Genomic DNA, 15177 nt, shown 5'->3' with positions numbered 1-15177 from the left:
AAATTTTCATAATGTAAAAACCAATCAGAATGAGGCAACACTATCTGATCCACATCTTATTCTTTTTTCTTCTTTTTTCTTTGATTTCTCCAACCTCAGATGCCAATATTTTGGTATTAAATGGCTTGACGCATGAGACGACCGGGCAGACCGGAGGAACGTACAAAGAACGAATTGAAATTCAAAATAATGGCTCGGAAGAAAAGAGTGTAAAAGTTTATATCCGTGATTACTGGTTTTCGTACACCGGAGAAAGCCGGCACGATGAGCCCGGAACACTTGCGCGTTCTAACGCTTCGTGGATAAAATACAGTCCGCAATTGCTTACGCTTCAACCCAACGAAAAAGCATTTGTTGATTTTGAAGTGAATGTGCCGCAAAACGATTCATTAAAAGGTACGTATTGGAGTGTGATTATGGTGGAAGGGATTGTTCCTCCTGATACCTCTGCTTCTACGCATGGCGTAAAAATCAATACTGCCATTCGGTATGCCGTTCAGGTGATTACAAATATTGGAGAATCGGGGAAAAAAGATTTGCAGTTTTTAGGATTGGAGTTGGAGAATAACGGAGAGAACAATGTGCTGAATGTGGCGGTTGAAAATACAGGTGAATGTATTTTGAAGCCCGAAATAAGTCTGGAAGTATTTGATGAAAGCGGGAACTCAAAAGGTGTTTTTAAGGCCGACAGGCGGAAAACGCTTCCGGGCACTTCAATAAAAACTTCTCTCGTTTTGGAAGGCCTGAAATCAGGTAACTATTCTGCAATTCTTGTGGCAGACTGCGATGAAGACCATGTTTATGGCAGCAACATTTCGCTTGAAATCTGACATGCTTCGCTATCTCCTCATATTAGCCATTCTTATTCCGATTTCGACTCTCCAGGTATTGGGGCAGAGCGATTCTCTGTCTATTCATTTTGTGAAAAACGAGCTTGTTGTTCGTCCGGGAGAAGTGGTGAATCTGGCTTATCAGATCGAAAATTTATCTGCCGATGTTGCAGAGCTGGAGCTTTCCTTTTCTTTTCCCGATTCGTGGAATCTGATCACGAAGATTACCGAATTTATGGTGGAACCCGGACAAAAAAAACTGGGTATTGTTTCATTGAAAGTTGAGGGACAGACTGGGGTTGGTAAATATCCGGTTTCAATTCAGTTGAAAAACAGGCAAGGGAAACAGTTATTGGCTGAAGCAAGCATGAATATCTCTGTTTTGGAAATTGAGAACATTACACTGGAGTTGATCGAAAAACCAACTTACGTATCGGCGGGAGATGAGATTTCTGCATCATACAGGATACAAAACCTGGGGAATACGTCGAAAAATGTTTTTATAAATACAAATAATTGCGATGTAAAAGGGACTTCAACCCTTTCATTGGAACCGGGAGCTTCGGCGAGCGTTCAGGTTGTAAAATCAACATCAGAAGAGGCTGTGCAAAGCGTTGATGAGTCGTTTACGGTCAGGGCGCAGGTCGACGAAAGGGTTTTGAAAAGCGTTTATGCCAGCACCGTTGTGTTGCCCTCAAAAAAAGCCAGTAAAGATTTATACTTCCGGTTTCCCGTGAAGGCATCTGCCACTTATCTTTCAACTAACCGGGATAACGACTATCAGTCGGTTTTGCAATACCAGGTTGAGGGGAGTGGCTCCCTGGATACCGAAGGAAAACACCAGTTGGGATTTATGGCCCGCTGGCCCGACAATTCTGATCTGAGCTTTCTGGGGTTGTACGACCAGTATTATCTGACTTATTCGAACGATAACCTCGAAGTGTTTCTGGGAGATAAATCCTATTCGCTTACGCCGCTTACCGAGTCGTTCAGGTATGGGCGGGGAGTGGAGAGCAAACTAACGCTGAACAACGGATGGGGAGTGGGGATGAAATACCTGCAGCCACGTTTTTATCAGGAGATTGAAAGTGAATTGGCTGCATTCACCGATTTCAGTTTTAAGCGAAATAATAAAATCGGATTGTATTATTTGTCAAAGAAATATCAACTTGAAAATGATCCTGCTCAGTTGTTTAGTTTTACTTCGCTGCTAAATCCCTTTAAGCGGACATCAGTTGAAATCGAATTATCACACGGGCAGTTTCTCAGTAAAAAATCGAATGCTATTCGTGCTGGTCTGAACAGTCAGTTTTCCATCTTTCAATTTAATGGAGTTTATTACGATACGGGAAAGGACTACCCCGGTTATTATACCAATTCGCGGTTTTACTCTGCAGGATTGAGTGTGCGCGTATCGAAGCGGATAAGTTTGTATGCCAATGCACGGGAAGATTTCAGAAACGCGCAACTGGATACTTTTTTTGTAACGGCACCCTATTCCCGGTCGTTGCAGGGAGCTGTCAGTTATAAAACAAGCGAAAGGAGTAATCTGAAAGTATACTGGCGACAATATGAGCGGGAAGACCGTTTGATTAAGGAGAAGTTTCATTATCAAACTGATTCCTGGAATTTGCAATTCAGCCACAGGTTCAGAAAGCTATATTATTATTTGAACGGCGAAATTGGTGAAACAACCAACTTCCTCGAAAATGCCGGACAGGAAAACCAAAGCAGTTACAGGGCTGCTGCAGATATAACCTATCGTTTTAATTCTCAGCATTCGGTACGTGTTTTTGGAAACTGGTCGAACATAAACCGTATCATTTCGGATGACCAGCGAAGCTTATTGGTGGGAATGGCAGCTACCAGCCGGATCTCGAAAAATCTTCGGGCCAATTTTTATTTGCAAAATGCGTACGATATCGACGATTATTACCGCAACCGCAACCTGATGCAGTTCAACCTGAATTACTCCTTCCTGCGTAAGCACGAAATCGCGCTCCGGAGTTTTTATACGATTTTTAGGCATCAGGTTGACGATCCGGAGTTTACGGTTTCAGCTACGTATTCGTATAAATTGGGAATTCCGTTAAAACAGGTTGTAAAAGCAGGCAAAGTGCTTGGACGAATCAGCAATCAAAAGGGAGATGCTGTGGAAGGCGTTTATCTGCGGATGCTGAATGAAACCACGGTGACGAATAAAAACGGGGAGTTCGAATTTAAGTTGGTTCCACCCGGAAAGCAGTTGTTGATCGTGGACCGGGCAAGGCTGGATGTGGATGAGATACCAAGTATTCCAATGCCTTTGGAGCTGGAGGTGCTGGATAATGACGAATCGGTGGTAAACATTCAGATTCAGAAAGGAGCCCGACTGAACGGACAACTCCTGTTGGGGCAGAATAAGTTGGCCGCATTGGACGACAAGTCGGTAAAACCCGCCAATATTGTGGTGGAGTTGAGAACCGATTTTGAAACCTTCCGCATAGCTACCGACAGCGACGGCCGGTTTTCATTTCCGCTGGTTCGCCCCGGGGAGGTAGAGTTGCGTATTTACGGGAATACGGTTCCGGCGGGTTATAAGCCAAAGCAGTCAACGTATACCTATCATCTTGAACCGGGGGATCAGAAGTATGCTGAAATCGTGCTGGAGTCTTCGAAAAAGGAGATCATCTTTAAATCTTCCGGAAACGCGTTGTCGGTGGAAAAGGGATCGATGCCGGTGGTGATCAGTAAACGAACAGTCAAAGAACCTTCTGAGCCGGACTTGTTTTATTCGGTACAGATTGGCGCATTTCGTAAAGCGTTGCGAAAAGACTCGAAGTTTCTGAAAGGGCAATCTTTTTATTTCGAGAAACAAATTGATAGCTTACACAAGTATTTTATCGGCAGTTTTAAAACCCTGAAGGAGGCAAGAGAAGAATTGGAAAAATTAAAAACAGAGTATGAATCGCCTTTTGTGGTTATAATCAAAAATGGGAAGGTGATTAATCTGATAGATTTCAGAGAAAATGGTAAAGATTAGCTTTACACACAAATCCAATAATGGTCGTTGAAATGAGATCAATGAAGAACGTTATGAAATATCTGATGGTTGTTTGGGTGACGCTGATCGGTGGATGGTCGGCGAGTGCGCAATGGAATAGCGGTTATGTGAATGTACGGTTTTCGTTACCGGAGATTGCGTTAGTGGATATTGAACCCGATCTTGGAAACGTTGAGTTTGCTATTGCTGCACCAGGTGTTGCCGGTGGAGAACCGGTGGTGGAACATGTCTCGAACGAAACCGTTTGGATCAACTATACCTCAGCAATTCTTAAGAATGGAAGCCGTCGTTCAATCAACGCACAAATTTCAGAAGGAAGTATTCCTGATGGTATTTCGCTGTATATTCAAGCGTCGGTTGCTTCGGCATTTGGCAGCGAGAACCAGGGAAGTCCGGTTGGAAAGGTTCAGATTACCAGTCAGCCACATCCGGTTATTTCGGGGATCGGGAGTTGCTTTACCGGAGATGGGATAGGCAAGGGACATGAAATACAATATTTTCTCGAGATTTCAGATTTTGAGCAGATTAAATCGATCGGAGAGCAGGTGTTCACCGTAATGTATACCATAACTGATAATTAATTGAGTATGAAATATACTTTGGCATTGGCTTTTTTGTTTTTGGGATTACTCGTTAACGCCCAACCAATGACGGTGACAGTAGATGGAGAGGTTTCCTTCGACGGTGCAAACTTTACAATTTCAGAAGCCGGTGAAGATTTTGCCGCTACCCTTGAAAGTGAGTCATCGGTATTTGTTTCTGTTAATTCCGACGACAATTGGGATAAAAAAAATAATCCTAACCAAAAATGGAAAATTGAGGTGGTGAAAGAAGATTTAGTCTGGAATGATATTGTTCAGTTAGAAATTGTACGAACCGGACAAGGGTATGGCGATAAAAATAATCAGATTTCCGGAGGAAGCAGTTACCAGGTAGTTAACAACACGTCAACGTTTTTTTTTAGCGGACGTGGTTTAGTTACTGATATTCCTGTTCAGTTGAGGTTGTCCGGACTCTCGGTTACGCTGGGAGCGCAGGATTTTGAAACGAATGTTTTATTAACGATTTACGACAATTGAAAATGAAGTGGAGAATCGTAATTATCCTTTCGGTTTTGGCTTTTTTTCTGATTAACTGTGAGGAACGTGAAACCGAAGAAGTTATAATTCCGGCTTGGATGAAAGTGCGCTTGACTGAACTTCAGGAATCAGGTGAATGTAATGGATGTATCCTGCAACGATGGACTTACAACGAGCAATATTACTATCATCTGTACTGTGGTTATTGGTCGTGCAGTAACTGTGAGGTGTACCGCTCCAACGGCGACAAGGTGGTTTGGGGAGAATTTCTCGATCCCGCTGATTATGAGCAAAACAAGCATCGCCCCATAAAATTATGGGAGTGTGGCGATGAGATCAACTAAAGAGATTGAATGTCAATTCTTGTTTGCGTAAAGTAATTGAGCGCTTTTGCTAGCCCGTAATTTCCACCCGGTTTCCATCGGGATCCAGAATAACACTTTCGTAATAACCATCACCCGTGAAGTGCGGTTCTTTCAACACCCTGAATCCGTCTTTGCGAAGAGTTTCGGTTAATAAATCAACTTTGGTTTTTGATCCAACACTAACCGCAAAGTGAATTAGTCCGGTAAATTGCTTTATCGCATCATCTTTTGATTTTGGAATTCCCGGCATTTCCATTAGCTCCAGACGGCAGTCACCGTAAAACGAAAGAAAATAAGAACGGAATTCTTTCGAATGGTTGTGGTAAATCTCTGACGAAGATGCATCGAAATAATGCATGTAAAAATTTCGGAGACCTTCCAGGTTGTTGGTCCAGATTGCTATATGTTCAATACGCATGGCTTTGCTTTTTTTGATCTATTAAAAATACAAAACGTTTTCTGGATAAAACAGAGGGGTCTGAATTAAATTTCTCCGTCCCATTCAGCACAAAAACGGGCTAAAAAAGTTTCCATATAGGTGTGTCTTTTTTCAGCCATTTCGATTGCTGTTACCGTATTAAGGCGGTCTTTTAAAAGCAGAAGTTTTTCGTAAAAATGGTTGATGGTGGGTCCGTTGTTCTTTTTGTAGGCTTCAAAATTGTTGTGCATAACCGGAGGAGTTTCGGGATCGTACATTGAGCGCCCCTTGTTCCCGCCGTAAGCAAATGTACGTGCAATTCCAATGGCTCCGATGGCATCCAGGCGGTCGGCATCCTGAACGATTTTGGCTTCTGTAGTGGTAGCGAGTGTTTCTACTTCAGCTCCTTTGAACGATACTTCAGAAATAACCTGTAATATCCTTTCTTGTTGATCGTTGTCAACCTGCACCTGATGAAGCCACGCTTCGGTGCGCGATGCTTCTTTTTCGGTTTTTAATTTCCAGTCATCCAGATCGTGTAACAAAGCGGCCATTTCAATGATGAACAGGTCACCGCCTTCTTTTTCTGAAATTTTCAAAGCCAGGTTCCGGACACGATAAATGTGCCACCAGTCGTGCCCCGATCCTTCGCCGTCAAATAACTGTTTAACATGGGCTTCAGTGCGTTTGATTACTTCTTTTTCTTGAATATTCGAATTCATAATTCAAAATTAACGCTTCGAAGGTAGGTTTTAAAAGCAAAAAAATGTTAATCTACGAGATGTAAAATAGTTAACGAGCTGATAATTAGCTGATAATTGCATGGGTCGATTTGAATGGAATATGAGTCACTGTTGGATAAATCGCTTTTTTACTATTTTTGCCTCGTTTTAAGGACTTAAATGATTCAGTTGATTTAAGTTGAACAGATAAGGGACTATCGTAATGATGTATAATAAAAGACTTACTCTACCGGCACTGTTTTACAATTCGGTAGAAAACTATGCAGATAGAACGTCCATTGTGTTTGCCGGCGAAGAAAATTACACCTACGCCGAAATGGGCGAAGAAGTGGAGCGCATTGCAGAAATGTTATTGGAGCTTGGCATTGGGCGGGGCGATAAAGTTGCGGTTTTAGCTGCCAACATGCCCAACTGGGGGAAAGCTTTTTTTGCCATTTCATTGATTGGAGCTGTTGCAGTTCCAATTTTACCCGATTTTCACAGCAACGAAATACATGCTATACTCGAACATTCCGAATCGAAAGCCATGTTTGTTTCCGAAGGTTTGTACTCGGGTTTAAGTGAGAAAACGACTGACTTGCTCGAATGTATGATTCTGATGGAGCGCTTTGCTATTATTCCAAAGAAAACTCCGGCAAGTCATCTGAAATTACTCGCATCATCTGTTCCGGTTACTAAAAAAGATTTTGTTCCGGTGGAGGTTGAGGAAGAAGATCTGGCATCGCTGATTTATACTTCAGGAACTACAGGCAAATCGAAAGGGGTAATGCTGACGCATAAGAACCTGGCGTGGACAGCCCGCCAAAGCCGCACGTTGCAAAAAATAGAAGAGCACGACCGGTTTCTTTCTATTTTGCCGCTATCGCATACGCTCGAAAATACCGTAGGCTTTTTGCTGCCCATGATGTATGGCGCCTCGGTGCATTATTTGCGCAAACCACCGGTACCTCCGGTTTTATTGCCGGCACTGAAAATAGTTAGGCCAACAATAATGCTGTCGGTGCCTTTAATTATTGAAAAAGTGTACCGGTCAAAGATACAGCCTACTTTCGAGAAAAATGCGCTGATGCGTTTCCTGAGCACTTTTGCTCCCACCCGGATTCTATTACACAAGGTGGCCGCAAAAAAGCTGATGGAGACTTTTGGTGGTTGTGTACATTTCTTTGGAATTGGCGGAGCAAAACTCGACAGCACGGTAGAACGTTTTCTGAAAGAAGGCGGATTTCCATACGCAATTGGTTACGGTTTAACCGAAACAGCTCCATTGCTGGCAGGCGCTGTGGGGAAAAATACCCGCGTTGGTTCTACCGGTATTGCCATGGAAGGTGTGACCCTTCGTATTGCCGATGCTGATCCGAAAACCGGAGAGGGTGAAATCCAGGCTAAAGGTGAAAACGTGATGAAAGGGTATTACAAAGCGCCCGAGATCACTGAAGAAGTTTTTACTGAAGATGGCTGGTTTCGTACCGGCGACCGCGGGGTGTTCATTAAAAACAAATTGTATGTAAAAGGCCGTATCAAAACCATGATCGTGGGAGCCAGCGGTGAAAACATCTACCCCGAAGAAATAGAGTCGGTCATCAACAAAATGCGATTTGTGCTCGAATCGCTGGTGGTTGAGAAGAAAGGAAAGCTCGTGGCCATGATTCACCTGAACATGGAAGAAGTGGAGGAAAACCTGAAACTTATGAAACTGGAAGCCAAGCAATATATTGCGGTTAAATCAGAGGAGATTTTACAGGAAATCCAGAAGAAGGTGAATATGGAAGTCAACAAATTTTCGCGGATTAATCAGGTGGTCTTGCAGCCTATTCCGTTTGAACGTACTCCCACCCGAAAAATCAAGAGATTTTTATACGTCTAAGATAAATTGATATTTTTCAGGGGAAAGCTTCAGATGAGGCTTCCCTTTTTTGTTACATTAAAGATGAGGGCAATGCCAGGCTAATTTCCTGAAATGAGCAAAGTTTTGCTAATTTTGTAGCCACAAAAATTTGAGGATAGATGGTAACGGAATCAAGATACAGTGCAAGGGGAGTTTCAGCCTCGAAGGAAGATGTACACGAAGCAATAAGGAATGTAGATAAGGGAGTATTTCCTAAGGCTTTTTGCAAGATCGTTCCCGATATTTTGGGCGGAGACCCCGAGTGGTGTAACATTATGCATGCCGACGGAGCCGGCACAAAATCGGCGCTGGCCTACATGTACTGGAAAGAAACCGGCGACCTTTCGGTTTGGAAAGGTATTGCACAGGATGCACTGATCATGAACGTAGACGATCTTTTGTGCGTGGGAGCCACCGATAATATTTTGGTTTCATCTACCATTGGACGAAACAAAAACAATATTCCGGGAGAGGTTATTGCAGCCATCATCAACGGAACCGAAGAATTGCTCGCCACTTTGCGCGAGATGGGCGTTAGCATTCATTCCACCGGTGGAGAAACGGCTGATGTAGGCGATTTGGTGCGTACCATCATCGTTGATTCAACCGTAACCTGCCGCATGAAAAGAGCAGACGTGGTTTCTGCCGACCGTATCAAAGCCGGAAACGTAATAGTAGGGCTTTCTTCGTCGGGTCAGGCAACCTACGAAACCGAATACAACGGGGGAATGGGAAGCAACGGATTGACCTCGGCCCGTCACGATGTATTTTCAAAATACCTGGCGGAAAAATATCCCGAAAGTTTCGATCCGCAGGTGCCGGAAGAACTGGTGTATTCGGGCGGCAAAAAGCTGACTGATGCCGTTGAGAACCTGGATATTGATGCCGGTAAACTAGTACTGTCGCCAACGAGAACTTACGCTCCCGTAGTTAAAAAAGTGCTCGATCAGTATCGTGGCAAGATATCAGGAATGATCCATTGCTCGGGTGGTGCACAAACCAAAGTGCTGCATTTTGTCGATAATGTTCATGTCATAAAAGACAACATGTTTTTGGTTCCTCCGCTGTTTAAACTGATTCACGAACAATCGGGAACCGACTGGAAAGAAATGTACAAGGTGTTTAACATGGGGCACCGTTTTGAAATATACTGTGATGAAGATGTGGCACAGGAGATCATTAAAATTTCTGAATCGTTCAACATCGATGCACAGATTATTGGAAGAGTTGAATCTTTTGAAGGGAAAAAGTTAACGATCCGGTCAGAAAAGGGAGAGTTTGTGTACTGATTCAGTTCAGGGCAAACAAGCGATCATTAACCGGAGATACACAGCATAAGAAAGGAATAGAAAATGGCACAATACGAATTACTTGAAAAATTTGAGTCGATCAAGCATCGCTACGAAGAGGTAGAGCAGCAGATCACCGATCCGGCTGTTATGGCGGATATGAAGCGTTATGTGAAGCTGAATCAGGAATACAAAAACCTGCAAAAGCTGGTGGGCAAGTTTCAGGAATATAAGAACCTGGTAGATAATATCGAAACCGGGAAGGAAATGTTGGCAGAGGAGAGCGATGAGGATATGCGTGCCATGGCACGTGAAGAAATTGATGCGTCGGAAGAACTGCTGCCAAAAGTTGAACGGGAAGTGAAATTCTTGCTGGTTCCGGCCGATCCGGAAGATGGGAAGAACGCAATTCTTGAAATTCGCGCAGGAACCGGCGGCGACGAAGCCAGTATTTTTGCCGGCGACCTTTTCCGTATGTATTCGAAATACTGCGAGAAAAAAGGCTGGCGTCTGGAAGTTACCAATGCCAACGAAGGAACTGCGGGTGGTTACAAGGAAATTGTGGCCAAAGTTACCGGTGAAGGTGTTTACGGCATCCTGAAGTACGAATCGGGCGTACACCGCGTACAACGTGTTCCGCAAACCGAAACGCAGGGAAGGGTACATACATCGGCAGCAACCGTGGCAGTTTTGCCCGAAGCCGAAGAGTTTGACGTGGAACTGAAAGAATCGGATATCCGAAAAGATACCTACTGTTCTTCCGGTCCGGGTGGACAGTCGGTGAACACTACTTATTCGGCCATTCGTTTAACACACATGCCAACCGGAATTGTGGTGACTTGTCAGGACGAGAAGTCGCAGCTGAAAAACTTAGCCAAAGCGATGACCGAACTGCGTACCCGAATTTACAACATGGAATACCAGAAATACATCGATGAAATTTCGTCGAAACGTAAAACCATGGTTTCTACCGGCGACCGTTCGGCTAAAATCCGTACCTACAACTGGCCGCAGGGACGTGTTACCGATCACCGTATTAACCTGACATTGTATAACCTGCAGGCGATTATTGGCGGCGAAATCGACGAGATCATCGAAAAACTGATGTTTGAAGAGAACGCCGAGAAGCTTAAAGAAGCAGCTATTTAATTCTTATAATAAGGACGAATATCGGGCTTCCGGCTTCGGCCTTTCAATAATTAACAATGAATCAAGAACAACTTTTTGAGCAAATCCAGAAAAAGCGCAGCTTTCTTTGTGTGGGGCTCGATACGGATATTCAAAAAATTCCTCAGCATCTGCTGGAAACTTCCGATCCGATGTTTTCTTTCAATAAGGAAATAATTGATGCAACGGCTGAGTTTACAGTGGCTTATAAACCTAACCTCGCTTTTTACGAAAGCATGGGGTCGAAGGGAATGATGACACTTGAAAAGACCGTTTCGTACATCAAACAAAAATATCCGAAGATTTTTATGATTGCGGATGCCAAACGCGGCGATATCGGCAATACATCGAGTTTGTATGCCCGGGCTTTTTTCGGAAAACAGAATTTTGATGCCGTTACAGTGGCTCCTTACATGGGCGAAGATTCAGTAAAACCGTTTATGACTTATCCCGGGAAATGGGTAATTCTTCTGGCGCTGACTTCGAACAAAGGAGCGTTTGATTTTCAGTTTATTGAAGACAAGGAAACCGGCGACAAGCTGTTCGAAACAGTACTGAAAAAATCGCAAGAGTGGGGAACCGACGAAAGCCTGATGTACGTAGTTGGAGCTACAAAAGCCGAGAAGTTAAAGGAGATTCGCGAGATTGTACCGAATCACTTTTTGCTGGTGCCCGGTGTTGGCGCGCAGGGTGGTAGTTTACAGGAGGTGGCCCACAACGGTTTAAACTCGAAATGTGGCTTGCTGGTGAACTCTTCGCGTGGAATTATCTATGCATCGAATGACGTTGATTTTGCTGAAAAAGCAAGAGATGCAGCCAGACAGGTTCAACAGGAAATGGAAGTGCTTCTTCAGGAAGCCAATCTGCTTTAAAAATAAATTTTGACTCCAATAAAAAAGGGCTTCCAACCGGAAGCCCTTTTGCTTTTTATGAATTTGACTTGTCGCCTGTTTTTTGTTATTTGCTCAGGTCTTTGATACGGATATTTCTGAACCACAGTTCCGAACCGTGTCCCAGGAATCCGATATAGCCTTTTTCGCGTTTCAGGCCCGGGTGGTTTTTACCATCTTTTGTGCCATTTTCGCGTGCATCGGCAATGTCGCCATCAAGGATAACTTCACCGTTTAGGGTGATTTTAATTTTTGTTCCCTTTACGATCACTTCCTGCACATTCCATTCGCCAACCGGTTTCTGGAAACCGCGTTTTGCAGCGATGGTCCCGTAAACCGAACCGTGGTACTGGTATTCGTGCAAATTGGCATAAATTGGTGCCGTGTTGTCCAGTATCTGTAATTCCATGCCAGCATAGGCAGCATCGCCTTCAAGCGGGGCACGTATGCCAAGGCCGTTGTTGGCTCCGGGAGTCAGTTTAAATTCAAAGCGGAAAATAAAATCGCTGTATTCGTTTTCGGTGAACAGGTTGCCATGGCCGCCCATTTTGGGGTTAACTACCAACTCGCCGTTTTCAGCATAATAATCGGTTTTATTTCCTTGCCATCCGTCAAGGTTTTTGCCGTTAAACAACGATACAAAACCTTGTTCGATTTCCTCCTGAGTGAGGCCAATTTGTTCGGTATTGATTTCACGAACATATACATCGCGGAATTCCAGTTCGTTACCGTGAGCCTGAAGTTCGATAGTACCTTCTTCGAAAATCGGAATTTTGCGGTCCCAGTAGTTGTCCATGCGAACATTGTCAACCACCAGTTCGCCGTTCAGGTAAACTGTTACATTTTCGCCGATCATGGTGATACGGAAAGTATTCCATTCATCAATCGGATTATCGGCAACTTTCAAGGGATTACGGATGTTGTCGGCGTTGTTGTTGTAAAGTCCGCCAGAACCCACCTGTGCACCCACTTCCACACGCGAAGTATCCCAGATTTGTACCTGAGGTGTTCCGCGCAGGTAAATACCGCTGTCACCTTTTTTCGTGATCTTCCAGTCAACAATCATGTCGAAATCCCTGTAGCGTTTTGTCGATACCAGGTTGCCACCGTGGCCGCTGAAAACAATACAACCGTTTTTTACGCTCCAGTTTTCGAGCATCACTTTGTCGGCTTCTTCCTGGGCTTTGGCGCGGTCTTTTTCGCTCAATTTGGCAATCGCAATCGGATTACCTCCAGCAATCATTCCCTGCCATCCCTCGAGGTTTTTGCCGTTAAACATCGAAACAAAGCCTTCGCCTTTAGGCATCTTGGCTAAATAGTTTTCAATGTCGATTTTGTAATACTGGCTATCGCCACCTTCCATTACCGACGATGCTTTTTCAAGGGCACGGCGAACGATGTCTCCGTAAAAATTACCTTTCAGGGCAACGTCTTTGATGCCAACTGCTGCATTTTGTTGCAGGGCTTTGTTATCAAGGAAATTTTCCAAATAGATGATCGACAGGAAAGTGTTCAGCTGACCAATCGATTTGATGATGTTGTTTTTATCGGCATCAGAACCTGCGAAAGGCATAATTTTGCGGTATTGCAACAATTTCTGGTCGTCGGGCAGTTGCGCCGATTTTACCATTCTTGCAAAGTTGCTGGCAGCTTTAGCTTGATATTCGCCTGTGGCATTTTTGCAAATTTCGTATAACGATTTCGAAGCTGAATAGTCTTTCCAGCTGGTCAGAGCATCAAATGCTGCTTTCTTTTGATCGCCCGATGAAGTGGTGAAATATTTAGTAACGGTTGCAAGTGCTATGTCGCCACCAATCTCAGGCAGGATAGGCAGAATTAAGGCTTTTTTGCTGGTAGTTTCAAGCGCTGAGAGAACTTTGCCGTTGGCCTGTTTTTCTGCATCAACACCAGCTGTTGCAGCAACGATTGCCATTTGTGTAGCTGCAATTTCGCCATCGTTTGAGGCCGAAAGCAACAGTTTCAAAAGGGCATCGGTATCGCCGTAGGTTGAAACGCGTTTTAAAGCTTCGAAAGCTGCAGCTTTTTCAGCGGCATCAGCAGAAGCAGTCGCGGCTAAAACTTTGTCGAAATATTGTGCACCTGCTTTTGCGCCAATCAGTTCGATCAGAGCTGCTTTGGTTGCGCCGTTGGTATTTCCCAATTTTCCGGCAACGGTGTACAGGTGGTCTTTGTCGAGCAAAGTAGTTAAAACGGCTTTTGTGGCAGCGATATCTTTTCCGGCGGCCAGGTGGGCCGTCAATGCAGGAATCGCTTTTGTTCCCTCTAATTTGGCCAGCGCTGCTACCGCTTCCTCACGAACGGCGTCAGACGATGAAGCCAGGCTTTCGGTAACAATAGTAGTTGCCAAACCACAACCCCGACGGCCAAGCATAGAGATAATTTCGGCTTTTACTTCCGGTGAAGCAGCTTCTGCTTTGGCAATCCATTTGCGGGTATCGGCAATTCCTCCGGTTTTTTCGGCAATGTTTAAGGCTGAATAGCGGAAAGCTTTGTCAGCGTTGTCAACAGCTTTTAATAAAAGCGGAGTGGCTTCGTAACCCAGATATTTGGCGTAAATCGATAAAGCTGCTGAGTAGTTGTGTAAATGATTGGCAGCGGAGTTGGCTTTAAAAATGGCACTGCAGGCTTTTTTCATCAGCTCCAGTTCGCCGTTTGCTCCCAGTTGGTTGGTATAGGTTATAAAGGCTTCCGCAGCGTTGGTGGCTTCGTAATTAAAGTCGCCCGCTGCTTTTAACAGGGTTTTGTACGATTCGGGTGCACCTATGTTGGCGAGTGCAGCTAAAGCTGTTTTCTTCATTGCAACATCTTCAGCCGAAACAAAAGGTGTAATTTGGGCTACAGCTGCTTTACATTTCAGTTGACCCAAGGCACGAACCAAAGTCATCTGCGCTTGTTTGCCGGCTGCAGGAAGCGCTTCCAGGAATAATTTGGCAGCGCCATCGCCGTTAATTGCCAGGATGCATTGTGCGGCTGGTTCAACCAGTTCTTCATTATTCAGATAAGATTTCAGTGCATCAGTGGTTTTTGCTTCTCCAACCAGATTTAGTTGGTTCATCAAAAAAGTCTTAACCTCAGTGTCTTTTTGTGCAGCAAGCGCTTGCAGTAAATTGTCTTCAGCCAAAGTTCGTTCTGCATTTTTACCAAACTGACTGGCGTAGCGAGCATAGCTATTCAGTGCAAAACGCACTGCGGTGTCATCGCCAACTCCGGGAGGTGTCAGTTGTTGTGTCAGTTTCTGAAAACCTTCATTTCCCAACAGGAAAACCTCGTTCATCGCCTTGTCGAGGTGAGTCAGGTTTTTGGTAGGCATTTGTGCCAGAATATCGGCGACTTTGGTGTCCATTGTACGGCGGTCCTGGGCAAAACCAGTGCCCGAAACAACGGCCAAAACAAGGAGGCAAATAAGTTGAATTATATTTTTCTTCATTGTAATCTTCATTAATTCGT

Annotated in this window: 12 protein-coding genes; 9 read left to right on the top strand and 3 right to left on the bottom strand. The window is 44.3% G+C overall.

Annotated features, from left to right (window positions below; all coding sequences use genetic code 11):
• Positions 1-29 precede the first annotated feature (29 nt).
• Genes MR764_RS15520 through MR764_RS15500 form a run of 5 tightly spaced genes read left to right on the top strand, consistent with a single transcriptional unit; the run spans position 30 to position 5296 of the window.
• Positions 30-830: a hypothetical protein gene (locus MR764_RS15520; protein WP_247980356.1), complete on the top strand. Its 801-nt coding sequence runs from the start codon at positions 30-32 to the stop codon at positions 828-830.
• On the top strand, positions 802-3852 hold the full coding sequence (locus tag MR764_RS15515; protein WP_247980355.1) for an SPOR domain-containing protein: 3051 nt from the start codon (positions 802-804) through the stop codon (positions 3850-3852). Before MR764_RS15520 ends, MR764_RS15515 begins: the two co-directional genes overlap by 29 nt.
• Positions 3853-3893: 41 nt before the next feature.
• The gene (locus MR764_RS15510; protein ID WP_247980354.1) at positions 3894-4454 is read left to right on the top strand and encodes a hypothetical protein; all 561 of its coding nucleotides are present in this window, start codon (positions 3894-3896) and stop codon (positions 4452-4454) included.
• Positions 4455-4460: 6 nt separating this feature from the next.
• A complete protein-coding gene (locus MR764_RS15505) occupies positions 4461-4952 on the top strand; it encodes a hypothetical protein (protein ID WP_247980353.1) in 492 nt (163 codons plus the stop codon).
• Positions 4953-4954: 2 nt separating this feature from the next.
• Entirely contained in the window at positions 4955-5296 is a 342-nt protein-coding gene (locus tag MR764_RS15500) for a hypothetical protein (protein ID WP_247980352.1), read from the top strand.
• 49 nt (positions 5297-5345) lie between these two features.
• Here the strand turns inward: MR764_RS15500 and MR764_RS15495 are convergent, their stop codons facing one another.
• On the bottom strand, positions 5346-5735 hold the full coding sequence (locus MR764_RS15495) for a VOC family protein (RefSeq protein ID WP_247980351.1): 390 nt from the start codon (positions 5733-5735) through the stop codon (positions 5346-5348).
• A gap of 65 nt (positions 5736-5800) precedes the next feature.
• Positions 5801-6457, bottom strand: a complete 657-nt coding sequence (locus MR764_RS15490) for an HD domain-containing protein (RefSeq protein WP_247980350.1) — start codon at positions 6455-6457, stop codon at positions 5801-5803.
• 223 nt (positions 6458-6680) lie between these two features.
• On the opposite strand from MR764_RS15490, the gene MR764_RS15485 reads away from it, so the two are divergent.
• The 4 genes from MR764_RS15485 to pyrF all read left to right on the top strand — a co-directional run bounded on the left by MR764_RS15485 (position 6681) and on the right by pyrF (position 11691).
• Positions 6681-8342, top strand: a complete 1662-nt coding sequence (locus MR764_RS15485) for an AMP-binding protein (RefSeq protein ID WP_247980349.1) — start codon at positions 6681-6683, stop codon at positions 8340-8342.
• Positions 8343-8482: 140 nt separating this feature from the next.
• Positions 8483-9652: an AIR synthase related protein gene (locus tag MR764_RS15480; protein WP_247980348.1), complete on the top strand. Its 1170-nt coding sequence runs from the start codon at positions 8483-8485 to the stop codon at positions 9650-9652.
• Positions 9653-9715: 63 nt separating this feature from the next.
• Complete coding sequence (gene prfA / locus MR764_RS15475; RefSeq protein WP_247980347.1) at positions 9716-10801, top strand: peptide chain release factor 1; 1086 nt, start codon at positions 9716-9718, stop codon at positions 10799-10801.
• 56 nt (positions 10802-10857) lie between these two features.
• The gene (pyrF, locus tag MR764_RS15470) at positions 10858-11691 is read left to right on the top strand and encodes an orotidine-5'-phosphate decarboxylase (protein ID WP_247980346.1); all 834 of its coding nucleotides are present in this window, start codon (positions 10858-10860) and stop codon (positions 11689-11691) included.
• A gap of 85 nt (positions 11692-11776) precedes the next feature.
• Here the strand turns inward: pyrF and MR764_RS15465 are convergent, their stop codons facing one another.
• Positions 11777-15157: a family 16 glycoside hydrolase gene (locus MR764_RS15465; protein WP_247980345.1), complete on the bottom strand. Its 3381-nt coding sequence runs from the start codon at positions 15155-15157 to the stop codon at positions 11777-11779.
• Positions 15158-15177: the final 20 nt, after the last annotated feature.

The sequence above is a fragment of the Maribellus sp. YY47 genome (genome assembly GCF_023111095.1).
In the GTDB taxonomy this organism is placed as follows: Bacteria; Bacteroidota; Bacteroidia; order Bacteroidales; family Prolixibacteraceae; genus Draconibacterium.
This window is presented reverse-complemented; position numbering and strand designations above follow the sequence as displayed.

Excerpts from the sequence above, each read along its gene's own strand:
- MR764_RS15520 (WP_247980356.1), top strand. The coding sequence starts at position 30 with ATGAGGCAACACTATCTGATCCACATCTTATTCTTTTTTCTTCTTTTT.
- MR764_RS15515 (WP_247980355.1), top strand. The coding sequence starts at position 802 with ATGGCAGCAACATTTCGCTTGAAATCTGACATGCTTCGCTATCTCCTC.
- MR764_RS15510 (WP_247980354.1), top strand. The coding sequence starts at position 3,894 with ATGAAGAACGTTATGAAATATCTGATGGTTGTTTGGGTGACGCTGATC.
- MR764_RS15505 (WP_247980353.1), top strand. The coding sequence starts at position 4,461 with ATGAAATATACTTTGGCATTGGCTTTTTTGTTTTTGGGATTACTCGTT.
- MR764_RS15500 (WP_247980352.1), top strand. The coding sequence starts at position 4,955 with ATGAAGTGGAGAATCGTAATTATCCTTTCGGTTTTGGCTTTTTTTCTG.
- MR764_RS15495 (WP_247980351.1), bottom strand. The coding sequence starts at position 5,735 with ATGCGTATTGAACATATAGCAATCTGGACCAACAACCTGGAAGGTCTC.
- MR764_RS15490 (WP_247980350.1), bottom strand. The coding sequence starts at position 6,457 with ATGAATTCGAATATTCAAGAAAAAGAAGTAATCAAACGCACTGAAGCC.
- MR764_RS15485 (WP_247980349.1), top strand. The coding sequence starts at position 6,681 with ATGATGTATAATAAAAGACTTACTCTACCGGCACTGTTTTACAATTCG.
- MR764_RS15480 (WP_247980348.1), top strand. The coding sequence starts at position 8,483 with ATGGTAACGGAATCAAGATACAGTGCAAGGGGAGTTTCAGCCTCGAAG.
- prfA (WP_247980347.1), top strand. The coding sequence starts at position 9,716 with ATGGCACAATACGAATTACTTGAAAAATTTGAGTCGATCAAGCATCGC.
- pyrF (WP_247980346.1), top strand. The coding sequence starts at position 10,858 with ATGAATCAAGAACAACTTTTTGAGCAAATCCAGAAAAAGCGCAGCTTT.
- MR764_RS15465 (WP_247980345.1), bottom strand. The coding sequence starts at position 15,157 with ATGAAGAAAAATATAATTCAACTTATTTGCCTCCTTGTTTTGGCCGTT.